Origin of the sequence: Streptomyces sp. AK08-02 (assembly GCF_033795085.1) — a bacterium.
GTDB lineage: Bacteria > Actinomycetota > Actinomycetes > Streptomycetales > Streptomycetaceae > Streptomyces > Streptomyces echiniscabiei.
In genome coordinates this window covers 377,514-396,831 of record NZ_JARAZV010000006.1, presented here as the reverse complement: position 1 = coordinate 396,831, position 19,318 = coordinate 377,514, and the positions used below count along the sequence as shown (strand labels likewise).

Genomic DNA, 19,318 nt, shown 5'->3' with positions numbered 1-19,318 from the left:
TTCTCGCCCTGCTCCGTCACAGAGGGTGCTTACATACCTGGCGGAGGGGAGGTAATCCGTGGTCAGCGTGGAGCAATGGACAGGCCGGGAGGCGAGCGCTCTGCGCGCTGCCCTGCGGATGAGCACGCGCGCCTTCGCCGAGCACCTGGGCGTCGCCCTGCGTACGGTGGCCAAGTGGGAGAGCCTGCGCGCCGAAACGCAGCCGCGGCCCGATACGCAGGCGATCCTCGACACCGCGCTCGCTCGTGCCGATGCCGCCGCCCATGCCCGGTTCGAGGCGGTGCTGTGCCCGGAGCGAAAGAGCGCGAGGCCGGCGGACTACGAGACCTGGACCGAGGACATCGAGCGGGCCGTGGTCTGCGTCAGCCGCCAGAACTTCTCCTTCGCCTCCACCTTGTTGAACCGCTGGCTGGGGAGTCACGACCCACACCGCCTGGAGGACAAGGGCCTTTATCTGTACGGCCGTTCACTCGTGCTCCTCGGTGACCTTCAGCGGGACCAGGGCGCGATCCTCGGCCCGCTCTCCGCCCTGCACTCCTACCGGACCGCCCGTGGCATGTTCACCGAACTCGACATCCCGCGCCGGGTGGCGCAGATCGAGCTGTCCCTCGCTGTCGTACAGGAGATGTCCGGCCAACTCGAAGCCTCCGCCCGCCACTACGAACTCCTCGCCACCGACGAGCGCCTGAGCCCTCGCGACCGCGCCAGGGCCCAGCTCTGGGTGGGTACGGCCCTGAGTAAGGAAGGCGACAACGAGTACGCCACCAACGTGATGGCGGCCGCCACTCGAGCGTTCGAGGACCTCGGCGAGCCGGAGGACTGGTCGGTCGCCCACCAGAAGCTGGCCCTGGCCCACCGCGGTGCAGGGGACCTGAAGCAGGCCCTGCACTACATCGAGATCGCGCGTACCACCGGCACGGTCGACTCTCCGATGCAGCGGGTGCGGTTGGACACCGCGTACGGGCACATCCTTCTGTCGGATGCGGCGACCCGGAATGATGGGCTGTCCGTCCTCGATCAGGCGGCACAAGTGGCTCAGCAGTTCGGGCTGAGCCACCAGCTGCGCAGCATCGAGGGCATCCGTAGAGGCCAGCAGGGATGAGCCAGGGAGTGCACGTGCCGGAGCACCAGCAGCGCCAGATCACCGACGAGCAGTTCCACGACGCGACGTTGATCTGGAACTACCACCAGATGGGCCACGAGCAGCGGTCCTGCTCGGCGGCGATCGGCCTGGGCAGCCACGACCTGGGCGTGGCCACCACGGCCGCCGACCTCTACCGCGCCGGACTCTTCCCTGTCGTGGTGTTCAGCGGCGGCAACAGCCCCACCACCCGTGCCCGCTTCCCGCGCGGCGAGGCCGTCCACTACCGCGAGCATGCGCTCGCCCTGGGCGTTCCGGACGAGGCGATCCTGGTCGAGTCGAAGGCGGCGAACACCGGCCAGAACATCACCTTCTCCCGGGAGTTGCTGGCGGAGGCGGGCGTGGAGGTGGAGTCGCTGCTACTGATCTCCAAGCCGTACATGGAACGCCGCTCGTACGCGACCTGCCGCAAGCTGTGGCCCGAGGCCGAGGTGGTCTGCGCCTCCGAGCCGCTGGAGTTGGACGACTACATCAAGTCCATCGGCGACGAGAAGCTCGTCGTCGACATGCTCGTCGGGGACCTGCAACGGGTGATCGAGTACCCGAAGCTCGGCTTCGCCGTCGAGCAGAACGTACCGGGGGATGTGCATGACGCTTACGAGCGCCTCCTGGGCGCCGGCTTCGACAGCCGACTCATCAACAGCTGACATACGTCGACTCGAGGCGAGCGGCGGGGTGTGCGCGATCCACCAGCCGAACCTGTTTCCTCGGCTGTCCACGCTGGCCAAGCTGTTCGCCGCGGACCGGTGGATCGTCCTCGACGATGTTCAGTTCGTTCGCCGGGACTACCAGCACCGCGCCCGGCTCGCGGCTCTCGACGACCCGAGCAGGCAGCAGTGGCTCACGCTCCCCACGCACCTGTCCAACGGACGCCCGACGCTCGTCAACCAGGCGTTGCTCGTCGAGCCGCGCCGGTCTCGCCGAACAGTCAGCCTGCTCATTCGCCAGTACTACGGTCGTAGCCGCTACTGGCCTGCGGTGAGTGAGGTCCTGGACGTGGTCCTCGATCGGTTCGAGAACACGGACCGTGTGGCGGACCTCGCGAGGACATCGACCCTCGCCCTGCTCACCGTTCTCGGCTGGAATGGTGAAGTGCTGGAAAGCAGCGACATCCCGACCCGTCAGGGCCGGTCCGAGCGACTGGCCGACCTCGCCGTGGCCACCGGCAGCAACTACTACCTGTGTGGCACCGGCGGCCTGCGCTATCTCGACTACCAGCCGTTCGCCGCCCATGGCATCACCGTTGTGCCTTTCCACACCCCTGTGGATGCAGGCGACCCGGTCTGGCAGTGGGCCCGACGGGTCAGCAGCCTCTGGGCGTTGAGCGCGACCGGCCCGAGTGAACTGGCGATCAGACTGACTGCCGAACGAGCAGATCGCCACCTTGGAGACAACGCGTGAGTGATCAGCCCGACAAGCCGTTTCTCCAGATCGTGGCCTGCGCGGCCGGTGTTGCCACCGACGTCGGCAAGCTGATCACTGCAGCGCACGAGCGGCACTGGGACGTCGGCGTCGTCGCCACCCCGCAAGGGCTCGGTTTCCTCGACGTGGAGGCGGTCGAGGCGCAGACCGGCCGCCTCATCCGCTCGGCCTGGCGATCACCGGGAGAACCGCGCCCGATTCGGCCCGCGGATGCGATCGCGGTCGCCCCGGCCAGCTTCAACACCGTCAACAAATGGGCCGCCGGGATCTCCGACAATCTCGCACTGGGCATCCTGTGCGAAGCACCCGCCATGGGTGTACCGGTCGCCGTGCTGCCGTACCTGAACTCGGCCCAGGCCGCCCACCCAGCGTACCGGCAGAGCCTGGAACGACTGCGCGAGATGGGAGTCCTGATCGGCTCGTACGAACCTCACCGACCGAAGGCCGGCGGTGGGGCAGACCGCTTCCGCTGGGAGGAGGTGCTGGAACTTCTCGCTCCCCGGCTGTCCACGCGGGCGTAATCAGCGCCGCCGTCCCTTCGAGGACTCCGGAGGGATCCACGACTCTGCGCGGCCAACGTCGGCCGTCTCACCTTCGGCAGCAACATCATCGAGACCTCAGCTCACGGCCACACAAGGCAATAAGGCTGATGCCCCGCCTCATGCAACCGATGGCTGAAGTCCTGCCACTCGTGCAGCGAATGGGAGCGGCGTCGGACTGACCTGGGGTTTTGCAGGGAAACGTGCGCTGAATTGGGAAAACACCGCTCCGTAGTTCTCACGGTTCAGTGCCGTTTCCCAGGCTCATGTGCCCTGGAAGTGCCTCGTCGGCGGGAACAAGGACATCGACACTCCCTGTTCCCGCCGACCAGAGGCACTTCCTCTACGCCGGGGGCAGGGCCAACGGTCGCCCTGCATGAAAGCCCGAGGTTAGTTGTAGACGTTGAATTCCGCGACTGACCACCAGCTACGCGCAACGTTGCCGGTGTTGACGACCTTGATGTAGCGAGCTGTCTGCGTCGGGAAGGAGATCAGGTGGACTCGTTGGCCGTCCGCTACGGACGTGACCTTGGTCCAGTCGGTTCCATCCGTGGACACGTACACGTCTGCACTCCGCGCGTAGTCGCTGACACTGCCGCCGACATCCAGCACGATCTTGTCGAAGGTCTGCGTCTGCCCCATGTCCACCTGGATCCAGAGGCCGTTGTACTGCCCTGTTCCGGAGCTGTACCGGGTGTCGGAATTGCCGTCGAGCATGTTTCCGGGCGCATCCCACTGGCTTGCGTCCGAAGCCTTTGCGGTCCAGCTCGTCCGGGGCAGGGCAGGACCTGGATCGATGATGTCGAACGATGATCCACCAGCGTCTGCTCCGCTGGTTCCCTTCACGGAAACCGTGACCTTCCCCGCCGGAAGTCCCTTCGGAACGTAGGCGCTGATGCTGGTGTCCGACCAGGTGTCTATTTCGGCATAGCTCGATCCGAAATACACCGTGCCCAGCCCCTGCGCATCGCCGAAACCAGAGCCGCGAATCGTGAACTTGGAGCGCGGCATGCCTTGTTGCGGCTTCAGATCGCTGAACGTCGGCGATGGGAAGCTCGACAGTTTCTTGGTCGTGAACATCGCCGAGGTGCCGCCCGGCAGCGTATAGGTGTACGACCCGTCGGTGGATATCTTGAAGCTCTTGCTGTCGGTGGTCCCGTTGAATACCGCGGTGACCTGCTCCCCTTCCTTGCTGGTCCAGTTCTTCAGCTGGAGGCCGTTCGATACCGCTGCCGGAGCTGTGATCGAGCCGGTTCCACGTGCGGACCCGTACACCTCGATGTCGGCGACGCCCCACCAGAAGCCGGAGGCCGCAGTACTGACGACGCGAATGTGCTGTGCCGTTCGGGTCGGCAATGTGACGGCTATCTTGCCGATGCCTCCGCTGCCGCTCGCAATCGCGCTGCCCCAGTCGGCACCGTCGTCCGAAACGTAGATCTGATACTTGGTGACGTAGTCGAACGAGTTGTTCACGCCGGTGTCGATGACGATTTTGTTGAAGCTCGTAGGGCTCCCCAGGTCGATCTGGAACCAGTCGCCGCTCGTGGGCCCGTGCCCGAGATTCCACCGCGTGTCGATGTCGCCGTCGATCGCGTTCGCGGCCACACCCCAGTCCGCCTGCGCCGAAGCCGTGGCGGTCCACTTGCTGCGGCTCAGCGCCCTTCCCGTCGTCCCGACGGAAGCTCCGATCGGCAGGGAGTACGTGAGCAGCTTGTTTCCGGTGCGGATGGAGTTCTGGTAGGGCAGCAGTGCCGGGTCGTACGTGACGGTGACCGGGCCGGATGCCGACTTGAAGGTGAAGTCGTGTGTCGGGTCCGAGACCTTGGTCGCAGCGGGGGTACGCCCGCTCTGCGCAGGCCCGGAGTACGTGAAGGTGACGGCGTCGCCGGCGTTCAGGGTGTAGTCGAACGAGTGTGTCCCGTCCGCGACGCTGAAGGTCTTCGCCGCGCTTCCCGTGTTGTGCGCGATCAGGACCTTCGATCCGTCCGGGTTCTGGAACGCGACGTTCTCTATGCTGCCTTCGCCGAAGGTGTTCGAGTAGATCCGGCGTGCTCCGGGCCTGACGAACCTGCTGGCGTGAGCGAGGGCGTGGTAGTCCACGTTGTAGGTCACCTGCCCGTCGGCCGGGTCGATCGTGAGCAAGCCACGCAGCATGGGTATACCGGCGGTGTCACTGTTGAGCGGGCCCCGATCGGGGTCGAGTGCGATGTTCCACAGCATCACCCCGTTCGCCCAGTTGCGTGTGCCGTTGATGATCCACGTACCCAGCGCTTCACTGAACGCCGTCTGGTCGCTGTCCTGCCAAACGCCTCCAGTGGCCTCTGTGATGAACGTTTCCTTGCTCGGGTAGTCGTTGTGGACCACTGACTGGTACTTCGGGTCGCCGCTGTAGATGTGCCATCCGGTTCCCGCGGTGTACTTGGAGGCCGCGGGGTCGCTGAAGATCGTCTCCGGATACGAGGGCACGTCCCAGTTGTGGTCCCAGGCCAGGATCTTCGTGGAGATTCCGTTGGCTTCGAACGCCTTGCCGATCTCCTGGATCAACTCGGCTTCCTGGTACGCGGACAGGAACATCCCGGGCCAGGTGGGCGTACCCATGGGTTCGTTCTGCGGGGAGATGTAGGAGATGGGCACGCCGGCTTCACCACAGGCCTGTATGAACTTGACGAAGTAGGTGGCCAGCGCGGACGTGTACTCGCTCTTGAGGGTGCCTCCGATCATGGAGTCGGAGGTCTTCATCCAGCCTGGCGGGCTCCACGGGTTGGCCATGATCTTGATGGACGGGTTGAGTGAGAGGGCCTGCCGCAAGGCCGGAATGATGTACGGCACGTCGTGCTGGATGGAGAAGTCGGACAGCGTCGGGTCCGATTGGCCGGCGGGCATGTCGTCGTAGGAGTAGTTCCCGGACGCGTTGAAATCCGTGGCGCCCATCGGGGAGCGGAGCAGGCTGAGGCCGATTCCCTTCGAGGGATCGAACAGCTTCTTCATCAGCTTGGTCCGCTCGGCGGTGGACAGCTTGTCGATGAGCCAGGCGGAGGAGTCGGTCATGGCCGCACCGAAGCCTTGGACCTTCTGGTATTTGACGCTGTCGTCGATCTTGATCGTGAGCGGGTTGGCCGTTCTCTTCGCCTTGAACAGCACATCGTCCTGGCCGGCGACCCACTTGTCGGCCGATACGTCCGTCAGCCACACACGGACGGAATTGCCACGTGCGGCCTGCTTCGGTTGCGGGGAGGCGATGGCGTTCCCGGAAACCGAGGTCCAGGCGGCGGCGACACCGACGGCGGTGGCCAGGAACTGGCGTCGGCCGAGACCGTATGAGCTCATGGAAGATCCTCCTTCGGACCTGCGTGGTCAGTACTTGGGAGAGGGGGAGGGACACATTGCCGAAGTGGGGGATCGACCGGTTGGAATCGGTTCTACGGCGACGCCGGCGCCGGCTCTGCGGTGCCAGCTATGCGGTGCCGGTGCTCGGCTCCTTGATCACGAGCGGGTGCAGCTCCCACGCGTCGACCGCGAAGCCGAGGCGCGTACCCGGTGCGCTGCGGGCCTGAAGGCGCCACGGGCTCTGCCCTGTGGGGTAGAAGCGCAGGGTGAGGACCTGGCCGGTGGTGGTCAGGAAGATTTCGGCGATGGAGTGGTCGACGACCACGCGCAGGTCGACCGGCTGACCAGAGGGGCAGGGCATCCGGTAGGAGCCGCCGCGGGCCCGGGGGTCCAGTGAGGCGTGGTCGCGGTCGACGACCAGTTCGCCCGCATCGGCATCAAGGCGGATGTCGAGGTACTCGGAGCCGTCCGGGGTGGTGAGCAGCCGCAGACCGGCGTTTCCGGCCGGCTCCAGACGGGCCGTCAGGTCGAAGGCGCGGCCCACGCTGCCGAGGTCCACCGGCTGCGGGCCGTGCGTCGCGCCTTCGGCGTGGATGGTGTGCTCGCCGCGCAGGGCGAGCAGTTCGGTGGCGGGCCGCTGGCGCAGTGTGCCGTCGTCGTGGACGTGGATCTCGCGGGGCAGGGTGAGGACCCCGGCCCATCCGTCCGCGACGGCCCAGGCTTCGTCGCGGGCTTCCCACGACCAGCCCCACAGCAGCCACCGGTCGCCCGGTGCCCGCAGCAGGGCGGGCGCGTAGCAGTCGGGGCCGTGGTCCACCCACACCGGTGAGCCGCCCTTGAACCGACCGTCGTGCTCTTCACCGATCAGGGCTGCGACGCGCATCGGGCCGGTGGGTTCGGTCCAGGTGCTGAACATGAGGGCGCCGGGTCCGCCGACCGCCGGGAGGTACTGGGGGCACTCCCAGCCATCGCCGGTGAGCTCCTCGGTGCCGCCGACGGGCTCTGGGTGACGGGTGGCGAAGGGCCCCCGGTAGGTCCAGTTCTCCAGGTCGGGTGAGTCGTAGAGAAGGACGGCGGCACGGCCGTCCGCGAGGGCGGCGCCGACCAGCATCCGCCAGCCGTCGCCGTCCTGCCAGACGTACGGGTCGCGGTACATGGTGCAGCCCTCGGGCACCTCGGGGATGAGCAGTTCGCCGCGCGGGCGGAAGCTGTTGCCGCCGTCGTGGGAAACGGCGCAGGTGACCGGCTGGTGCTGGAACGAGCGGTCCTCGCGGTGCGCGGAGTAGAAGGCGATCAGCCGGTCGCCGTCGGAGACGGCGTTGCCGGAGAAGCAGCCGTCGGCGTCCACGCCATCGGGGTTCGGGGACAGGGCGATCGGCAACGGCTCCCAGGTCAGCAGGTCGGGGCTGCGGAAGTGGCCCCAGTGCATGTTCGCGTGGGTCGCTCCGGACGGGTTGTACTGGTAGAAGACGTGGTAGTGGCCGTCGTGGAAGACCAGTCCGTTGGGGTCGTTGATCCAGTTGCGGGGCGGCCGCAGGTGCGCCACGGGGCGGTGCGGATCGCGGGGTGTGGTGGACACACGCGTGCCTTTCGGTGTTTCAGATGGAACCCGCCCCGCCGGCCCTCGATTTGGCGGGGCGGCAGGCCGGCGGGGCGGGGGTCTTCGAGCCCGTATGCGGGCTACGGGTCCGGATACGGGCTTCAGGTCCCGATGCGGAATCCCGCGCTCAGCTGCTGCTCCCGCCGTGAGCTGGGGCCGACGCGGAGCATGAACTCACCCGGTTCGACCACTCGGCGGTTGTCCGCGGTGACGAGTGAGCAGTGAGTGGCCGGGATGCTGATGGTGACGTCCAGGCTTTCGCCGGCAGGGACCTCGGCCTGGGTGAACCCCTTCAGCTCCTGCTCGGCCCAGGTGACGCTGGTGGTCAGGTCGCTGACGTACGCCTGGACCGTTTCCAGGGCCGGACGGCTGCCGCTGTTGGTGAGGCGCACCGTGGCGTCGACGGTGCCGTCGGCCGAGACGTCCGGGTCGTGCACGACGAGGTCGGAGTAGGTGACGGTGGTGTAGGTGAGGCCCTCGCCGAACGCGAACAGGGGGTCCTGCGTGAGGTCCGCGTAGCGGTTGCCGTGCTGGCCGCGAACCTGGTTGTAGAAGACCGGTTGCTGTCCGACGTGGCGTGCGAAGGACAGCGGGAGCCGGCCGCCGGGTTCGATGAGTCCGAGGAGGAGTTCGGCGATGGCGCGGCCACCGCGCATGCCCGGGTTGAACGCCTCGATGAGGGCTGCCGCGTTCAGCGCCGACTCCGGGAGCGTGCTCGGCTTGGACTGGGCGAGTACGACGATCATGGGTGTGCCGGTGGCGGCGACCGCGTCCAGCAAGGCGATCTGGCCTCCTTGGAGGTCGAGCGTGGCCGTCGAGCGCACCTCGCCGGTGAGGGCGATGGTGTCTCCCACGACCACGACGGCGTAGTCGGCGGCCTGCGCGGCGGCGGTGGCCTCTCGAAGCTGTGCCTGGTCGACCGGGGCGGGGGTGAATGCGTGCGGCTGTGGCTGGCCGTCGGGCCCGAGGGACCACCCGGGGTCGGCGACGGGGCTGGCTATGTCGGCTCCGCGGGCGTGCGTGACGGTCCAGTCGGCGGGTGTCACGGCGCGCAGGCCGTCGAGCACCGTCTCCACCATCTCGCGGGGATGGCCTTCGGGCATCCACGGGACCTGGCCGGTAGCGCCTGCCCAGTCGCCGAGCATGGCTTCCGGGCTGTCCGCGTTGGGGCCGATGACCGCGATCGTCCGCGGTGCGTCCTGGCTCGTGGCGCGGCCGGTTCCGTCCGAGGTCAGCCCGCCTTCGAGGGGCAGGATCCCCTCGTTGCGCAGCAACACCAGGGAGCGCCGGGCTGTTTCGAGGTTGAGGTCGGCGTGTTCGCGGCAGCCGATCACCTGCGCCTGCCGCTCGGGGTCGGGGGTGCGGGGGTCCTCGAAGAGCCCGAGCTCGAACTTCAGCCGCAGAACCCGCCGTACCGCGTCATCGATCTGTTTCTCGTCGACCAGGCCGCGGGCGACCGCCTCCTGTGCGCCCTCGAAGAACTGCGGCGTGGCCATGATGAGGTCGTTCCCGGAGTTGACGGCGACCGCCGCCGCCTCGGCGTAGTCGGCGCAGGTCCGCTGGTCGTAGACCATCCGGCCGACGTTGTCCCAGTCGGTCACCAGCGTGCCGGTGAAGCCCCACTCGCCCTTGAGCACATCGTTGATCAGCCACTGGTTCGCGGTGATGGGCACGCCGTCGATCGACTGGTAGCCGAGCATGAAGCCGCGGCAGCCGGCCCGAACGGCTTGCTCGAACGGGGGCAGGAACCATGAGCGCAGCTTGCGTGGGCTGAGATCGGCTTCGCTGGCGTCGCGCCCGCCCATGGTTTCGGAGTAGCCCGCGAAGTGCTTGGCGTATGCCAGCACGGCTGTCGGGTCGCTGAGGCCTTCGCCCTGATAGCCGCGCACCATCGCCGCGCCGAGTTCACCGATCAGGAACGGGTCCTCGCCGAACGTCTCGTTGATCCGGCCCCAGCGCAGGTCCCGGGTGATGCACAGGACCGGGGAGAAGGTCCCGTGGATTCCGGTCGTCGCGATTTCGGTCGCGGACGCGCGGGCCACCCGGTGGAGCAGGTCGGGATCCCAGGTGCAGGCCATGGCCAGCTGTGTCGGGAAGATGGTCGCGCCGGGCCAGAACGAGTGGCCGTGGATGGCGTCGTCGGCTGTCAGCAGCGGAATGCCCAGCCGTGTCCGCTGGGCCATTTTCATGGCCTCGGGCATCCGTTCGGGAGTCACATGCAGAACGGACCCGGCCAGCTTGGCCGACAGGATGTCCACGAGGTCCCCGTGTTGCGCGTCGAGCATCAGCAACTGCCCGACCTTCTCCGGCAGGGTCATCCGGGACAGCAAGTCCTCGGTTCTCGCTTCCACGGCCGCTTCCGGATCCAGGTACACGGCAGAGTGGACCGGCTGTCCCACGGTGTTCTCCAAGAGATGAGTCGTCACAGATCAGAGAGTTGATGGGCGACGCGAGTGCCTCCTCGCGCGCACGCTGCCGCCCTGCGCGGCGGGGCTCGCTCGCTGTCTGCCCGCCGTCCCGGGCGGGACCGGTGCGGCAGGGGGCGGCGCGGTGGGAGCCGGGGTGTCACTTCAGGCCGGTGGTGGCGATGCCGGCGATGAACTGGCGCTGGAAGAGGAGGAAGACGATCATCACCGGCAGCAGGACGATCACGGCGCCGGCGAGCAGGATGCCGAAGCGGGTGAAGGACTGCCCGCTGCTGGCCAGGGCGAGGCCGACGGGGAGGGTGTACTGGCTCTCGTTCTGGGCCACGACCAGCGGCCACAGGAAGTTGTTCCAGGAGCCGAGGAAGGTGATGATCCCGAGGGTGGCGAGGGCCGGCTTGGTCAGCGGCAGGATGATCTTCGCGAAGATGGCCAGTTCGCGGCAGCCGTCGACGCGGGCGGCGTCGATCAGCTCGTCGGGCAGGGTGGAGATGAACTGCCGCATCAGGAACACCCCGAAGGGGCCGGCCAGGAACGGCAGGATCAGCCCGAGCATGGACCCGGTCAGTTGCATGTTGGACACCAGCACGTACAGGGGTACGAAGGTGACCAGGCCGGGGATCATGAGCGTCCCCAGGACCAGCAGGAAGACGGCGCGCTGTCCGCGGAACTCCAGCTTGGCCAGGGCGTATCCGAGCATCGAGCAGAAGATGAGGTTCCCGGCGGTGACGGCGAGGGCCACGATCACGGAGTTGGCGAACATGCTCGTGAAGTCGAGCGTGCTGAACAGCTCACCGTAGTTGGCGATCGTGGGCGCCGTGGGGAGCAGGACGGGCGGGACGCTGCGGATGTCGGCCTCGGGTTTGAACGACCCGGACAGCATCCACAGGAATGGCGCGATCATCAGCAGCAGGGCGCCCGCGAGCGGCAGATACAGCCAGGGCTGGCCCCAGGTCCGGCGGATGCGGCGGCGCCTGAGGACGCGGTCCGTGCCCGGCTGTGCCGTGGGGAGTGTGGAGAGGGTGCTCATGGGGCGTCAGTCCTTGTCTCGCAGCACGCGGAACTGCAGCACGGTCAGCGCCACGATGAGGACGAAGATGACGTAGCTGGCGGCCGACGCCATCTCGTAGTTGCCGTTGCCGAACTGTTTGTAGGCGTACAACGTGGCCGAGAGGGTGGAGTCCAGCGGTCCGCCGTCGGTCATGACGAACGGTTCGTCGAAGAACTGCAGGTAGCCGATGCCGGTCGTGACGGCGGTGAGCAGCAGGGCCGGACGCAGGAGCGGGAAGGTGACGCGCCAGAACCGCTGCCAGGGCCCGGCGCCGTCGAGTTCTGCCGCCTCCATCAGGGACAGGGGCACGGACTGCAGCCCGGCCAGCATGATGATCATGACGGTGCCCAGGTTGCGCCAGACGGCCATCAGGATCATGACGGGCAGTGCGAAGCGGGTGTCCGCCAGCCAGGCCGGGCCGTCGATCCCGAACCAGCCCAGGACGAGGTTCACCAGTCCCGCGCGGGGTTCGAGGAGCGTCTTCCACACCACGGCGACGGCCACGATGCTGGTGATCACCGGGAGATAGAAGCCGATCCGGAAGACGGCCCGGAAGCGGCGGATGCCCCGGTCGAGGGCGACCGCCGCGGCGAGCCCGGCGGCCAGGGTGAGGGGCAGGGCCACCAGGACGAACACGGCGGTGTTGCGCAGGGCCGTGAAGAACTGATCGTCCTGGAAGAGCCGCACGTAGTTGTCGAAGCCGACGAACGACACGTTGAAAGGGGTGCGCAGATCGGCGCTCTGAGTGTCGGTCAAACTCATCAGCAGCGACCACACCACCGGCAGCAGCATGAAGGCCGCGAACAGCGCGAGGAAGGGCCCGGCGAGGATCCAGGCGGCCCGGGCCTGCCTGCCGCGCGCCGGGCTCCGGAACGGGAGGCGTCGGCGATCGGCACCCCGCTCCGGCTGCCCGGTGTTCTGCTTGCCGGTGCCGCCCCGCCCGGGGAGCGTATTCGTGGACATGGATGTCATCCCTCCCTACGAGGGGTGCTCATCGCGGCGGTGCTCATCGGCCGGTGCCGATGCTGGTGGCCTTGGACTGCAGCGTCTTCTGCACCTCGGCGACGGTGGCCTTGCCGAGGATCAGCTTCTCCAGTTCGGAGTCGATGGCGTCGGCGATCTGCTGCCAGGTCGTGATGGCCGGCGGCGCCTTGCTGACCTTGAGCTGCTCGGCGAACGCCTTCATGTTCTCGTCCTCGGTCAGCTTGCCCTCCGTCCACGCCTGGGGCGCGGGGGGCAGGCTGCCGGTGGCCTTGGAATAGGCCGCGAGATTGGCGGGCTCGGTCAGGAACTGGGCGAACTTCCATGCCGCGTCGGGGTTCTTGGCCCCCTTGAACACCGCCAGGTCGCTACCGCCGGCGAACCCGGCGGGCTGCTCGGAGTACGGCACCGGCATGGTCTTCCACTTGCCGTCCAGCTCCGGGGCGTCCTTGTGGAAGCTGCCGCCGGCCCACGCACCCTCCTGGTAGACGGCGATCAGCCCGTCCCGGAAGCCCTGGACGTTGTCCGACCTGTCGGTCGGCGCCAGGCCCTTCCTCGGGACGCTCGCGTAGTACTCCAGCGCCTTGGCGACCTCGGGCGAGTCGAAGGTGAACTTCCCGGTCTTGGCGTCGTAGATGTCACCGCCCTGCTGCCACACCATCGGCACCCAGAAGATCCAGGAGTTGAAGCCCATCACCAGCCCGCTGGCATGGAGCAGCTTGGGGTTCTCCTTGCCGGCGGTGGCCTGGATGGCCTCCAGGTCCTTCAGGTATCCGGCCCGGTCGCCGGCCAGGGCGCCCTTGATGCCGGCCTTCGAGGTGATGTCGGTCCGGTAGTAGATCGCCTGGGTGTCGGCGATGAACGGGACGCCGTAGGAGGTGTCCTTGTACTTGGTGGTGTCCCACTGGCCGGGGTAGAAGTCCGACGACTTGATCGACGCCGGGGTGGCCTGGAAGGCGTTCATGGCGGCCATCTCGGCCATCCAGGTGGTTCCCACCACCGACATGTCCGGGGTGTTGCCACCGGCGACCGCGGTGGTCAGTTTGTCGTGGGCGGCGCTCCACGGGATCGCTGTGATCTTGACGGTCGCGTCCGGGTTCTCCTGCTCGAACTTCTTCGCCAGCGCCTTCAGGTCCTCGTCGGGGTCGCCCATGGACCACATGACCACCGTCCCCTTGGCCTTGCCCGCGGCAATCTCGGCGGGTGCGTCCTTGCCGGGGCCGGAATCCTCGCTCCGGCCGCAACCGGTGGCCACCAGGGCGGCCGTGACGGTGACGCACAAGAGCTGGACGGTTCTGACAGCGTGACGGGTGGTGATACGCATGATGCGGCTCCTTGCCGTTGGGCGATGCGGGCGCGGGGGGCTAAGGGTGAGAGCGGGCTGACGCCCGGATGGGCCGGCGCACAGGTGGGGACCGACTGCGGTGACAGCGGCATCGGCGGTCAGCCGCAGGGCGCGGCTGGAGCATCCGACGCGGATTGGGTAGGGCCCGGGCGGGGTGGGCCAGGCGCGCCGTTCGGTGTCCCGGATTCGGGAACGCGCGAGCGGAAGGGTGCAGGTGGGCGGTGCCGCATGAACGCGTGTGCAGCCGCCATGGTCGCGAGGAGGGCGAGGCCGAAGTGGGTCGCCGAGGTTTCAAGGAGACGGGGGGCGGTGCGTCACCGGCGACGCACCGCCCGGCTGCGAGGTGCCATCACGTACGCATCGTGATGACGTCGCGTCAGTTCGAGCTCGGCTCTAACGTCGAGCCACGGATCACGAGGCTGGTGGGAATGATGCGCGAGGGGGCGGCCTCGGGCGATCTGCGCACGTGGTCGAGCAGCAGACGCGCCGCTGCCTCACCCATCTCCCGCATCGGCTGGCGGATGGTGGTCAAGGCCGGATAGGTGTACGAAGCCACCTCGACGTCGTCGAACCCCACCACGGCGACATCCCGCGGAATCTTGAGGCCGGCCTCGTGCAGGGCCGCGAGCACGCCGGCCGCCGAGGGGTCGTTGTGCCCGAAGACCGCGTCGAACTCCACGCCGTCCGCGAGAGCCCCCGCGACCGCGCTCCGGGCCGTGTCGAACAAGAAGTCACCGCCGATGATGCTGCGCGGGTCGAGCTCGATCCCGGCCTGCGCATAGACGTCGACGAAGCCGCCCAGCCGTTCCTGGGTGCAGCCGTACTCGTCAGGACCGGTCACCACCAGAGGGCGACGGCGACCGAGGTCCAGCAGGTGGCGCGCCGCCTGCTCACCGCCCTCCCGGTTGGTGGTGGCCACGTAGGGGAATCCCGGCCGCTGGAAGCGGTCGTCTATCAGCACCACCGGCAGTCCGGCCTCGTGCAGTTCCGTGATGGCCGCCAGGGCCCCCTCGGGCTCTATCACCAGCAGGCCGTCGAACGACTTGGCGGCGACCTGCAGGCCCAGCCTGCGCAGTGACTCCTCACCGCCGTTCACGGTCAGCATGCGCAGTCCGAAGCCCTCGGTCTCCAGGGTCTCGACGACCGCCTGCACGATGCCGGCCCAGACCCATGCCAGGTCAGGGACCAGCATGCCGATCATCTGTGTCGTGCCGCGTGCCAGCCCCACGGCCCCCGCGCTCGGCACATAACCGAGCTCCGAGATCGCCTTGCGGACCTTCGAGACGGTGTCCTCGCTGATCTCGCCCTTGGCGTTCAGCACCCGCGAGACCGTCGTCTTGCTGACGCCGGCCCGCGTGGCCACGTCGGCGATAGTGACTCCCATGTCACCTCCCCTCCCTTTCCGCAGAGGCGGAAGACTTCCCTCCCGCACCGAAGGGACGATCGTACAGAGACCCGTGCAACCGGTACCGGAAGCAGTCCCGGAACCGGTTTCGGTACCGGTTCCGGAAGTGAAGCACCGAGAGGCCCCACCGGTCAACACCCCGGAAACAACTCGTTAACGCAGCCGATCTCGGTCTCGCGCGAGGCCGCGGAAGCCTGCCGGTAGCCGCCCAGGCCACCGCTCTGACCTGCACGGTTGCCGAGTCCAACCCGCCATGGCCGAGCTCATCGGCGCGGCTGCCGGCGCCGACGACGCCCGACGGATCTCAGACCCGTCCCGGAGCAATCGCGCCCGCACCGTTGACGCGCCGGCCGGATTGCCCTTCATAATCGGGCACTCGCTGTCATCGATGACATTCGTCGTCGCTGACACCCAGTCGGCTGCGTGGACGTCGACGCCGCTGGGATGCCACTTTTCGGTCCGTCCGCGCCGGGGCCGCAGTCAGTGCTGCGCCGACGAGCCGCGGGACTAGGAGACACCATGAGTTCTGCACGCGTATCCCGGCATGCCCGCATACGGATGATGGCGGCGGTGGCGACCGTCTGCGCCCTGTCCGCAGCCCCGCTGGCTCCTTCGGCGGTAGCCGCCGACACCCCGCCGTACACCGAGACCTACCGACCCCAGTTCCACTTCACTCCGGAGAAGAACTGGATGAACGACCCCAACGGCCTCGTGTACTACAAGGGCGAGTACCACCTCTTCTACCAGTACAACCCGGGCGGCAACTCCTGGGGCGACATGTCCTGGGGGCACGCGGTGAGCAAGGACCTCGTGCACTGGGAGGAGTTGCCCCTCGCCCTGTCGCACGACGACGAGGAGATGGTGTTCTCCGGCAGTGCGGTCGTCGACTGGAACAACACCACCGGGTTCGGTACGAAGAAGAACCCGCCCATGGTGGCGATCTACACCAGCGCCTACAAGAACGGCGGCAAGCAGGCCCAGTCGCTCGCCTACAGCACCGACCGCGGCCGCACCTGGACCAAGTACCAGGGCAATCCCGTCATCGACATCGGCTCCACCAACTTCCGCGACCCCAAGGTCCAGTGGTATGCGCCGACCAAGAGCTGGCTGATGACGGTGTCATTGTCCGCCGAGCACAAGGTGCGGTTCTACTCGTCCAAGAACCTCAAGGACTGGAAGCTCCAGAGCGAGTTCGGGCCGGCCGGGGCGACGGGCGGCGTGTGGGAATGCCCCGACCTGTTCCCCCTCGCGGTCGACGGCGACAAGAAGAACATCAAGTGGGTCCTGGTCGTCAACATCAATCCCGGTGGTATCGCGGGTGGTTCGGGCTCGCAGTACTTCGTCGGCGACTTCGACGGCAAGAAGTTCACCGCCGACGACAAGGGCACCTACACCCCGCCCACCGGCACGGTGGTGCAGGACTTCGAGGGCACCGACTTCGGTTCCTGGACGACCACCGGCACCGCGTTCGGTCAGGGACCTTCGACCGGTGCGGTGGACTGGCAGGGGGCGGTCACCGGCTTCGACGGCAAGGGCCTCGCCAACAGCTTCCACGGCGGTGACGGCGCCACCGGCACACTCACCTCACCCGAATTCACCGTGGACAGCCCCTACCTGAACTTCAAGGTCGGCGGCGGTCGGCATCCGCACGAGGCCGGAACCGTCATGGACAGGACTCCGCCCGAGGGCACGGTCCTCGCCGACTTCGAAGGCGGCACCTACGGCGACTGGACGAAGACCGGGGACGCCTTCGGCCCGGCACCGGCCACCGGCACCCTCCCCGACCAGGGGCAGGTCTCCGGCTTCCTGGGCAATGGGCTGGCCAACACCTTCCTGAACGGCGACGCCAGTACCGGCACCCTCACCTCGCCCGAGTTCACCATCGACAAGAAGCACATCAACTTCCTCATCGGCGGCGGCAACCACCCGGCCGACTCCGACAACCCCACCGCCGTCGAGCTCCTCGTGGACGGCCAGGTCGTCCGCAGCTCCACCGGAAAGGACGGCGAGGCACTCAACTGGGCCTCGTGGGACGTCGGCGAACTCGCCGGCAAGAAGGCGCAGATCAAGATCGTCGACAACAACAGCGGCGGCTGGGGCCACCTCAACGTCGACCACATCATGCTCTCCGACACCAAGGCCCAGCCTGTCTCCCAGGAAACGTCCGTCAACCTGCTCGTCGACGGCAAGGTCGTCCGCAGCGCGACCGGCACCGACAGCGAGACCCTGGACTGGGCCTCCTTCGACATGCGCCCGTACGCCGGCAAGAAGGCGCAGATCCAGATCCTCGACATGAACACCGCCGGCTGGGGCCACGTCATGGCCGACCGGTTCACCGCCGCTGACAAACCCGCCAAGTCCGTCGTACAGCGCGCCGACTGGACCGACTACGGCAAGGACTACTACGCGGCGGTGTCCTGGGAGAACGCCCCGGGCGGCAAGCGCTACATGATCGGCTGGATGAACAACTGGGACTACGGCCAGTCCATCCCCACCTCCCCCTGGCGCAGCGCGCAGAGCGTTCCCCGGGAAATGGCCCTGCGCACGATCAACGGCCGGACCCGGCTGACCAGCAAGCCGGTGGGCAGCCTGGAGTCCCTCCGCCAGCAGCGCCCGGCGACAGCGTCAGACGTCACCGTCAGGAGCACCTCCAAGCCGCTGACCAGCCGCGCGGCCAAGGGCAAGGCACTCGACATCGAGGCGACCTTCTCCCTCAAGGACGCCGACCGCTTCGGCCTCAAGGTCCGCACGGGCACGAACGGCGAGGAGACCGTCATCGGCTACGACACCACGACACAGGAGCTGTACGTCGACCGCACCCGCTCCGGCACCGGGGACTTCAACAGCACCTTCCCCGGCGTCCAGACCGCACCGCTGAAGCCCAAGAACGGCAAGGTCAAGCTGCGTATCCTCGTCGACTGGTCGTCCGTCGAGGTCTTCGGCGGCAACGGCGAAGCCGTGATCACCGACCAGATCTTCCCCGACCCCTCCAGCACCGGCGTCGAGGTCTTCGCCGAAGGCGGCACCGCCACCCTCGACCAGATGCGGACGTGGCAGCTGAGGTCCATCTGGCGGTGACGAGCAGCGGGTCCGTGCGCCGGTCGGCCAGTAGCGGCTTCCGGCGCACGGCATTCGGCGAAGCAGGAGCCAATGTCGGCGGCCACTTCACATTCCGCAAGTACGGCCAGATACGTGATCACAGTCGGTGATCGATGAGTGTTGATACGCGGCGGGGTTCCAGGAACGCCTGGTAAGCAAGACGTATGGAGGAACTTGCACGACTCAGCGATGTCGAGCAGGCCGCGGCCGGCCACGGGCAGTTGATCTGGGCGGCTCAGGGACAGGGCGGTGAGAGCCTGGGGCCGGGGGTGCGGGCCTGGCGCCACGGCGCGGCGTTGGCGGTGGCCAGCCCGAACCGGCAACAGGACCGGCTTGCAGTCGAGGGTGACAGCGTCGACGCGGTCGTATTGGTGCGGCGGGTCCTGGAGGAGGTCGGCGCGTCCTACCGGCTCTTGGGGGAGGCTGCCTTGATCGATGCGCTGGTGCGGCAGCTGCCCGGCCTGGTGCCTGTCCACGACTTCTTCTGGATGGAGACCACGTCCCCTTCCGGTGTCGCCACCGCAGGCGTGCGGTGGCTGGACGCCCGCGAGGAGAAGGAGGCGACGTCGCTGTTCGATCGCTTTTTCCCCGATTCCTATGCGCAGCCGGGGCGCGCGGGCGTGTGCCGCTGGGCTGGGGTCGTCGGTGAGGTGGACGGCAGCGTCGGGGTGGAGCCGCTGGCGGTCGCGGCGGACGCGTGGTCCGCGGCGGGGTGCGGGTTCATGGGTGGGGTGGTCACCCACCCCTCCGCCCGCAGCCGTGGTCTTGCCCGGGCCGTGTCCGGCTTCGTCCTGGACGCCCTCGTCAACCGCTACGGCCGCGCCGCGCTCATGGTGCTCACCAGTAACGCGCCGGCCGTCGCCACGTATGAACGCCTCGGCATGGCCAAGCGTCGGTTCGGAGCAGCGCACATCCCGGCCCGGTGAGGCCAGGGCTCCACCGCGGCAAGCCGACGCGGCACCCTCACACGGAGTGGTCACTGGCG

At 67.8% G+C, this 19,318-nt stretch carries 13 protein-coding genes; 6 read left to right on the top strand and 7 right to left on the bottom strand.

The genetic code is table 11. The features are described from left to right. Window positions 1-58: 58 nt before the first annotated feature. The 4 genes from PV734_RS15220 to PV734_RS15205 are packed head-to-tail and all read left to right on the top strand — an operon-like array spanning window position 59 to window position 3,084. Window positions 59-1,102: a hypothetical protein gene (locus tag PV734_RS15220; RefSeq protein ID WP_319289838.1), complete on the top strand. Its 1,044-nt coding sequence runs from the start codon at window positions 59-61 to the stop codon at window positions 1,100-1,102. Then, on the top strand, window positions 1,099-1,788 hold the full coding sequence (locus PV734_RS15215; RefSeq protein ID WP_319090593.1) for a YdcF family protein: 690 nt from the start codon (window positions 1,099-1,101) through the stop codon (window positions 1,786-1,788). The genes PV734_RS15220 and PV734_RS15215 overlap by 4 nt, the downstream gene beginning before the upstream one ends. A gap of 28 nt (window positions 1,789-1,816) precedes the next feature. Next, complete coding sequence (locus PV734_RS15210; protein ID WP_319090592.1) at window positions 1,817-2,542, top strand: WbqC family protein; 726 nt, start codon at window positions 1,817-1,819, stop codon at window positions 2,540-2,542. Next, entirely contained in the window at window positions 2,539-3,084 is a 546-nt protein-coding gene (locus PV734_RS15205; protein WP_319090591.1) for a flavoprotein, read from the top strand. Before PV734_RS15210 ends, PV734_RS15205 begins: the two co-directional genes overlap by 4 nt. 408 nt (window positions 3,085-3,492) lie before the next feature. Here the strand turns inward: PV734_RS15205 and PV734_RS15200 are convergent, their stop codons facing one another. The 7 genes from PV734_RS15200 to PV734_RS15170 all read right to left on the bottom strand — a co-directional run bounded on the left by PV734_RS15200 (window position 3,493) and on the right by PV734_RS15170 (window position 15,213). After that, on the bottom strand, window positions 3,493-6,294 hold the full coding sequence (locus tag PV734_RS15200) for a discoidin domain-containing protein (protein ID WP_319289836.1): 2,802 nt from the start codon (window positions 6,292-6,294) through the stop codon (window positions 3,493-3,495). Window positions 6,295-6,556: 262 nt separating this feature from the next. Then, on the bottom strand, window positions 6,557-8,008 hold the full coding sequence (locus tag PV734_RS15195) for a glycoside hydrolase family 32 protein (protein WP_319289834.1): 1,452 nt from the start codon (window positions 8,006-8,008) through the stop codon (window positions 6,557-6,559). Window positions 8,009-8,130: 122 nt separating this feature from the next. After that, complete coding sequence (locus PV734_RS15190; protein ID WP_319289913.1) at window positions 8,131-10,428, bottom strand: glycoside hydrolase family 3 N-terminal domain-containing protein; 2,298 nt, start codon at window positions 10,426-10,428, stop codon at window positions 8,131-8,133. A 166-nt stretch (window positions 10,429-10,594) separates the two neighbouring features. Further along, window positions 10,595-11,482 (bottom strand): carbohydrate ABC transporter permease, encoded by an 888-nt coding sequence (locus PV734_RS15185; protein WP_319090588.1) that lies wholly within the window; start codon window positions 11,480-11,482, stop codon window positions 10,595-10,597. A gap of 6 nt (window positions 11,483-11,488) precedes the next feature. Then, complete coding sequence (locus PV734_RS15180) at window positions 11,489-12,475, bottom strand: carbohydrate ABC transporter permease (RefSeq protein ID WP_415924208.1); 987 nt, start codon at window positions 12,473-12,475, stop codon at window positions 11,489-11,491. A gap of 34 nt (window positions 12,476-12,509) precedes the next feature. Then, window positions 12,510-13,808 carry an extracellular solute-binding protein gene (locus PV734_RS15175; protein WP_319090586.1) on the bottom strand — a complete coding sequence of 433 codons (1,299 nt, stop codon included), beginning with the start codon at window positions 13,806-13,808 and terminating at the stop codon, window positions 12,510-12,512. Window positions 13,809-14,205: 397 nt separating this feature from the next. Further along, window positions 14,206-15,213, bottom strand: coding sequence for a LacI family DNA-binding transcriptional regulator (locus PV734_RS15170; protein WP_319090585.1), 1,008 nt, complete (start codon window positions 15,211-15,213; stop codon window positions 14,206-14,208). Window positions 15,214-15,753: 540 nt separating this feature from the next. Between PV734_RS15170 and PV734_RS15165 the strand changes: the two genes are divergently transcribed. Both PV734_RS15165 and PV734_RS15160 read left to right on the top strand, forming a co-directional pair. Beyond that, window positions 15,754-18,312, top strand: coding sequence for a GH32 C-terminal domain-containing protein (locus tag PV734_RS15165; RefSeq protein WP_319289832.1), 2,559 nt, complete (start codon window positions 15,754-15,756; stop codon window positions 18,310-18,312). Window positions 18,313-18,497: 185 nt separating this feature from the next. Then, window positions 18,498-19,259, top strand: coding sequence for a GNAT family N-acetyltransferase (locus tag PV734_RS15160; RefSeq protein ID WP_319090583.1), 762 nt, complete (start codon window positions 18,498-18,500; stop codon window positions 19,257-19,259). Window positions 19,260-19,318 lie beyond the last annotated feature (59 nt).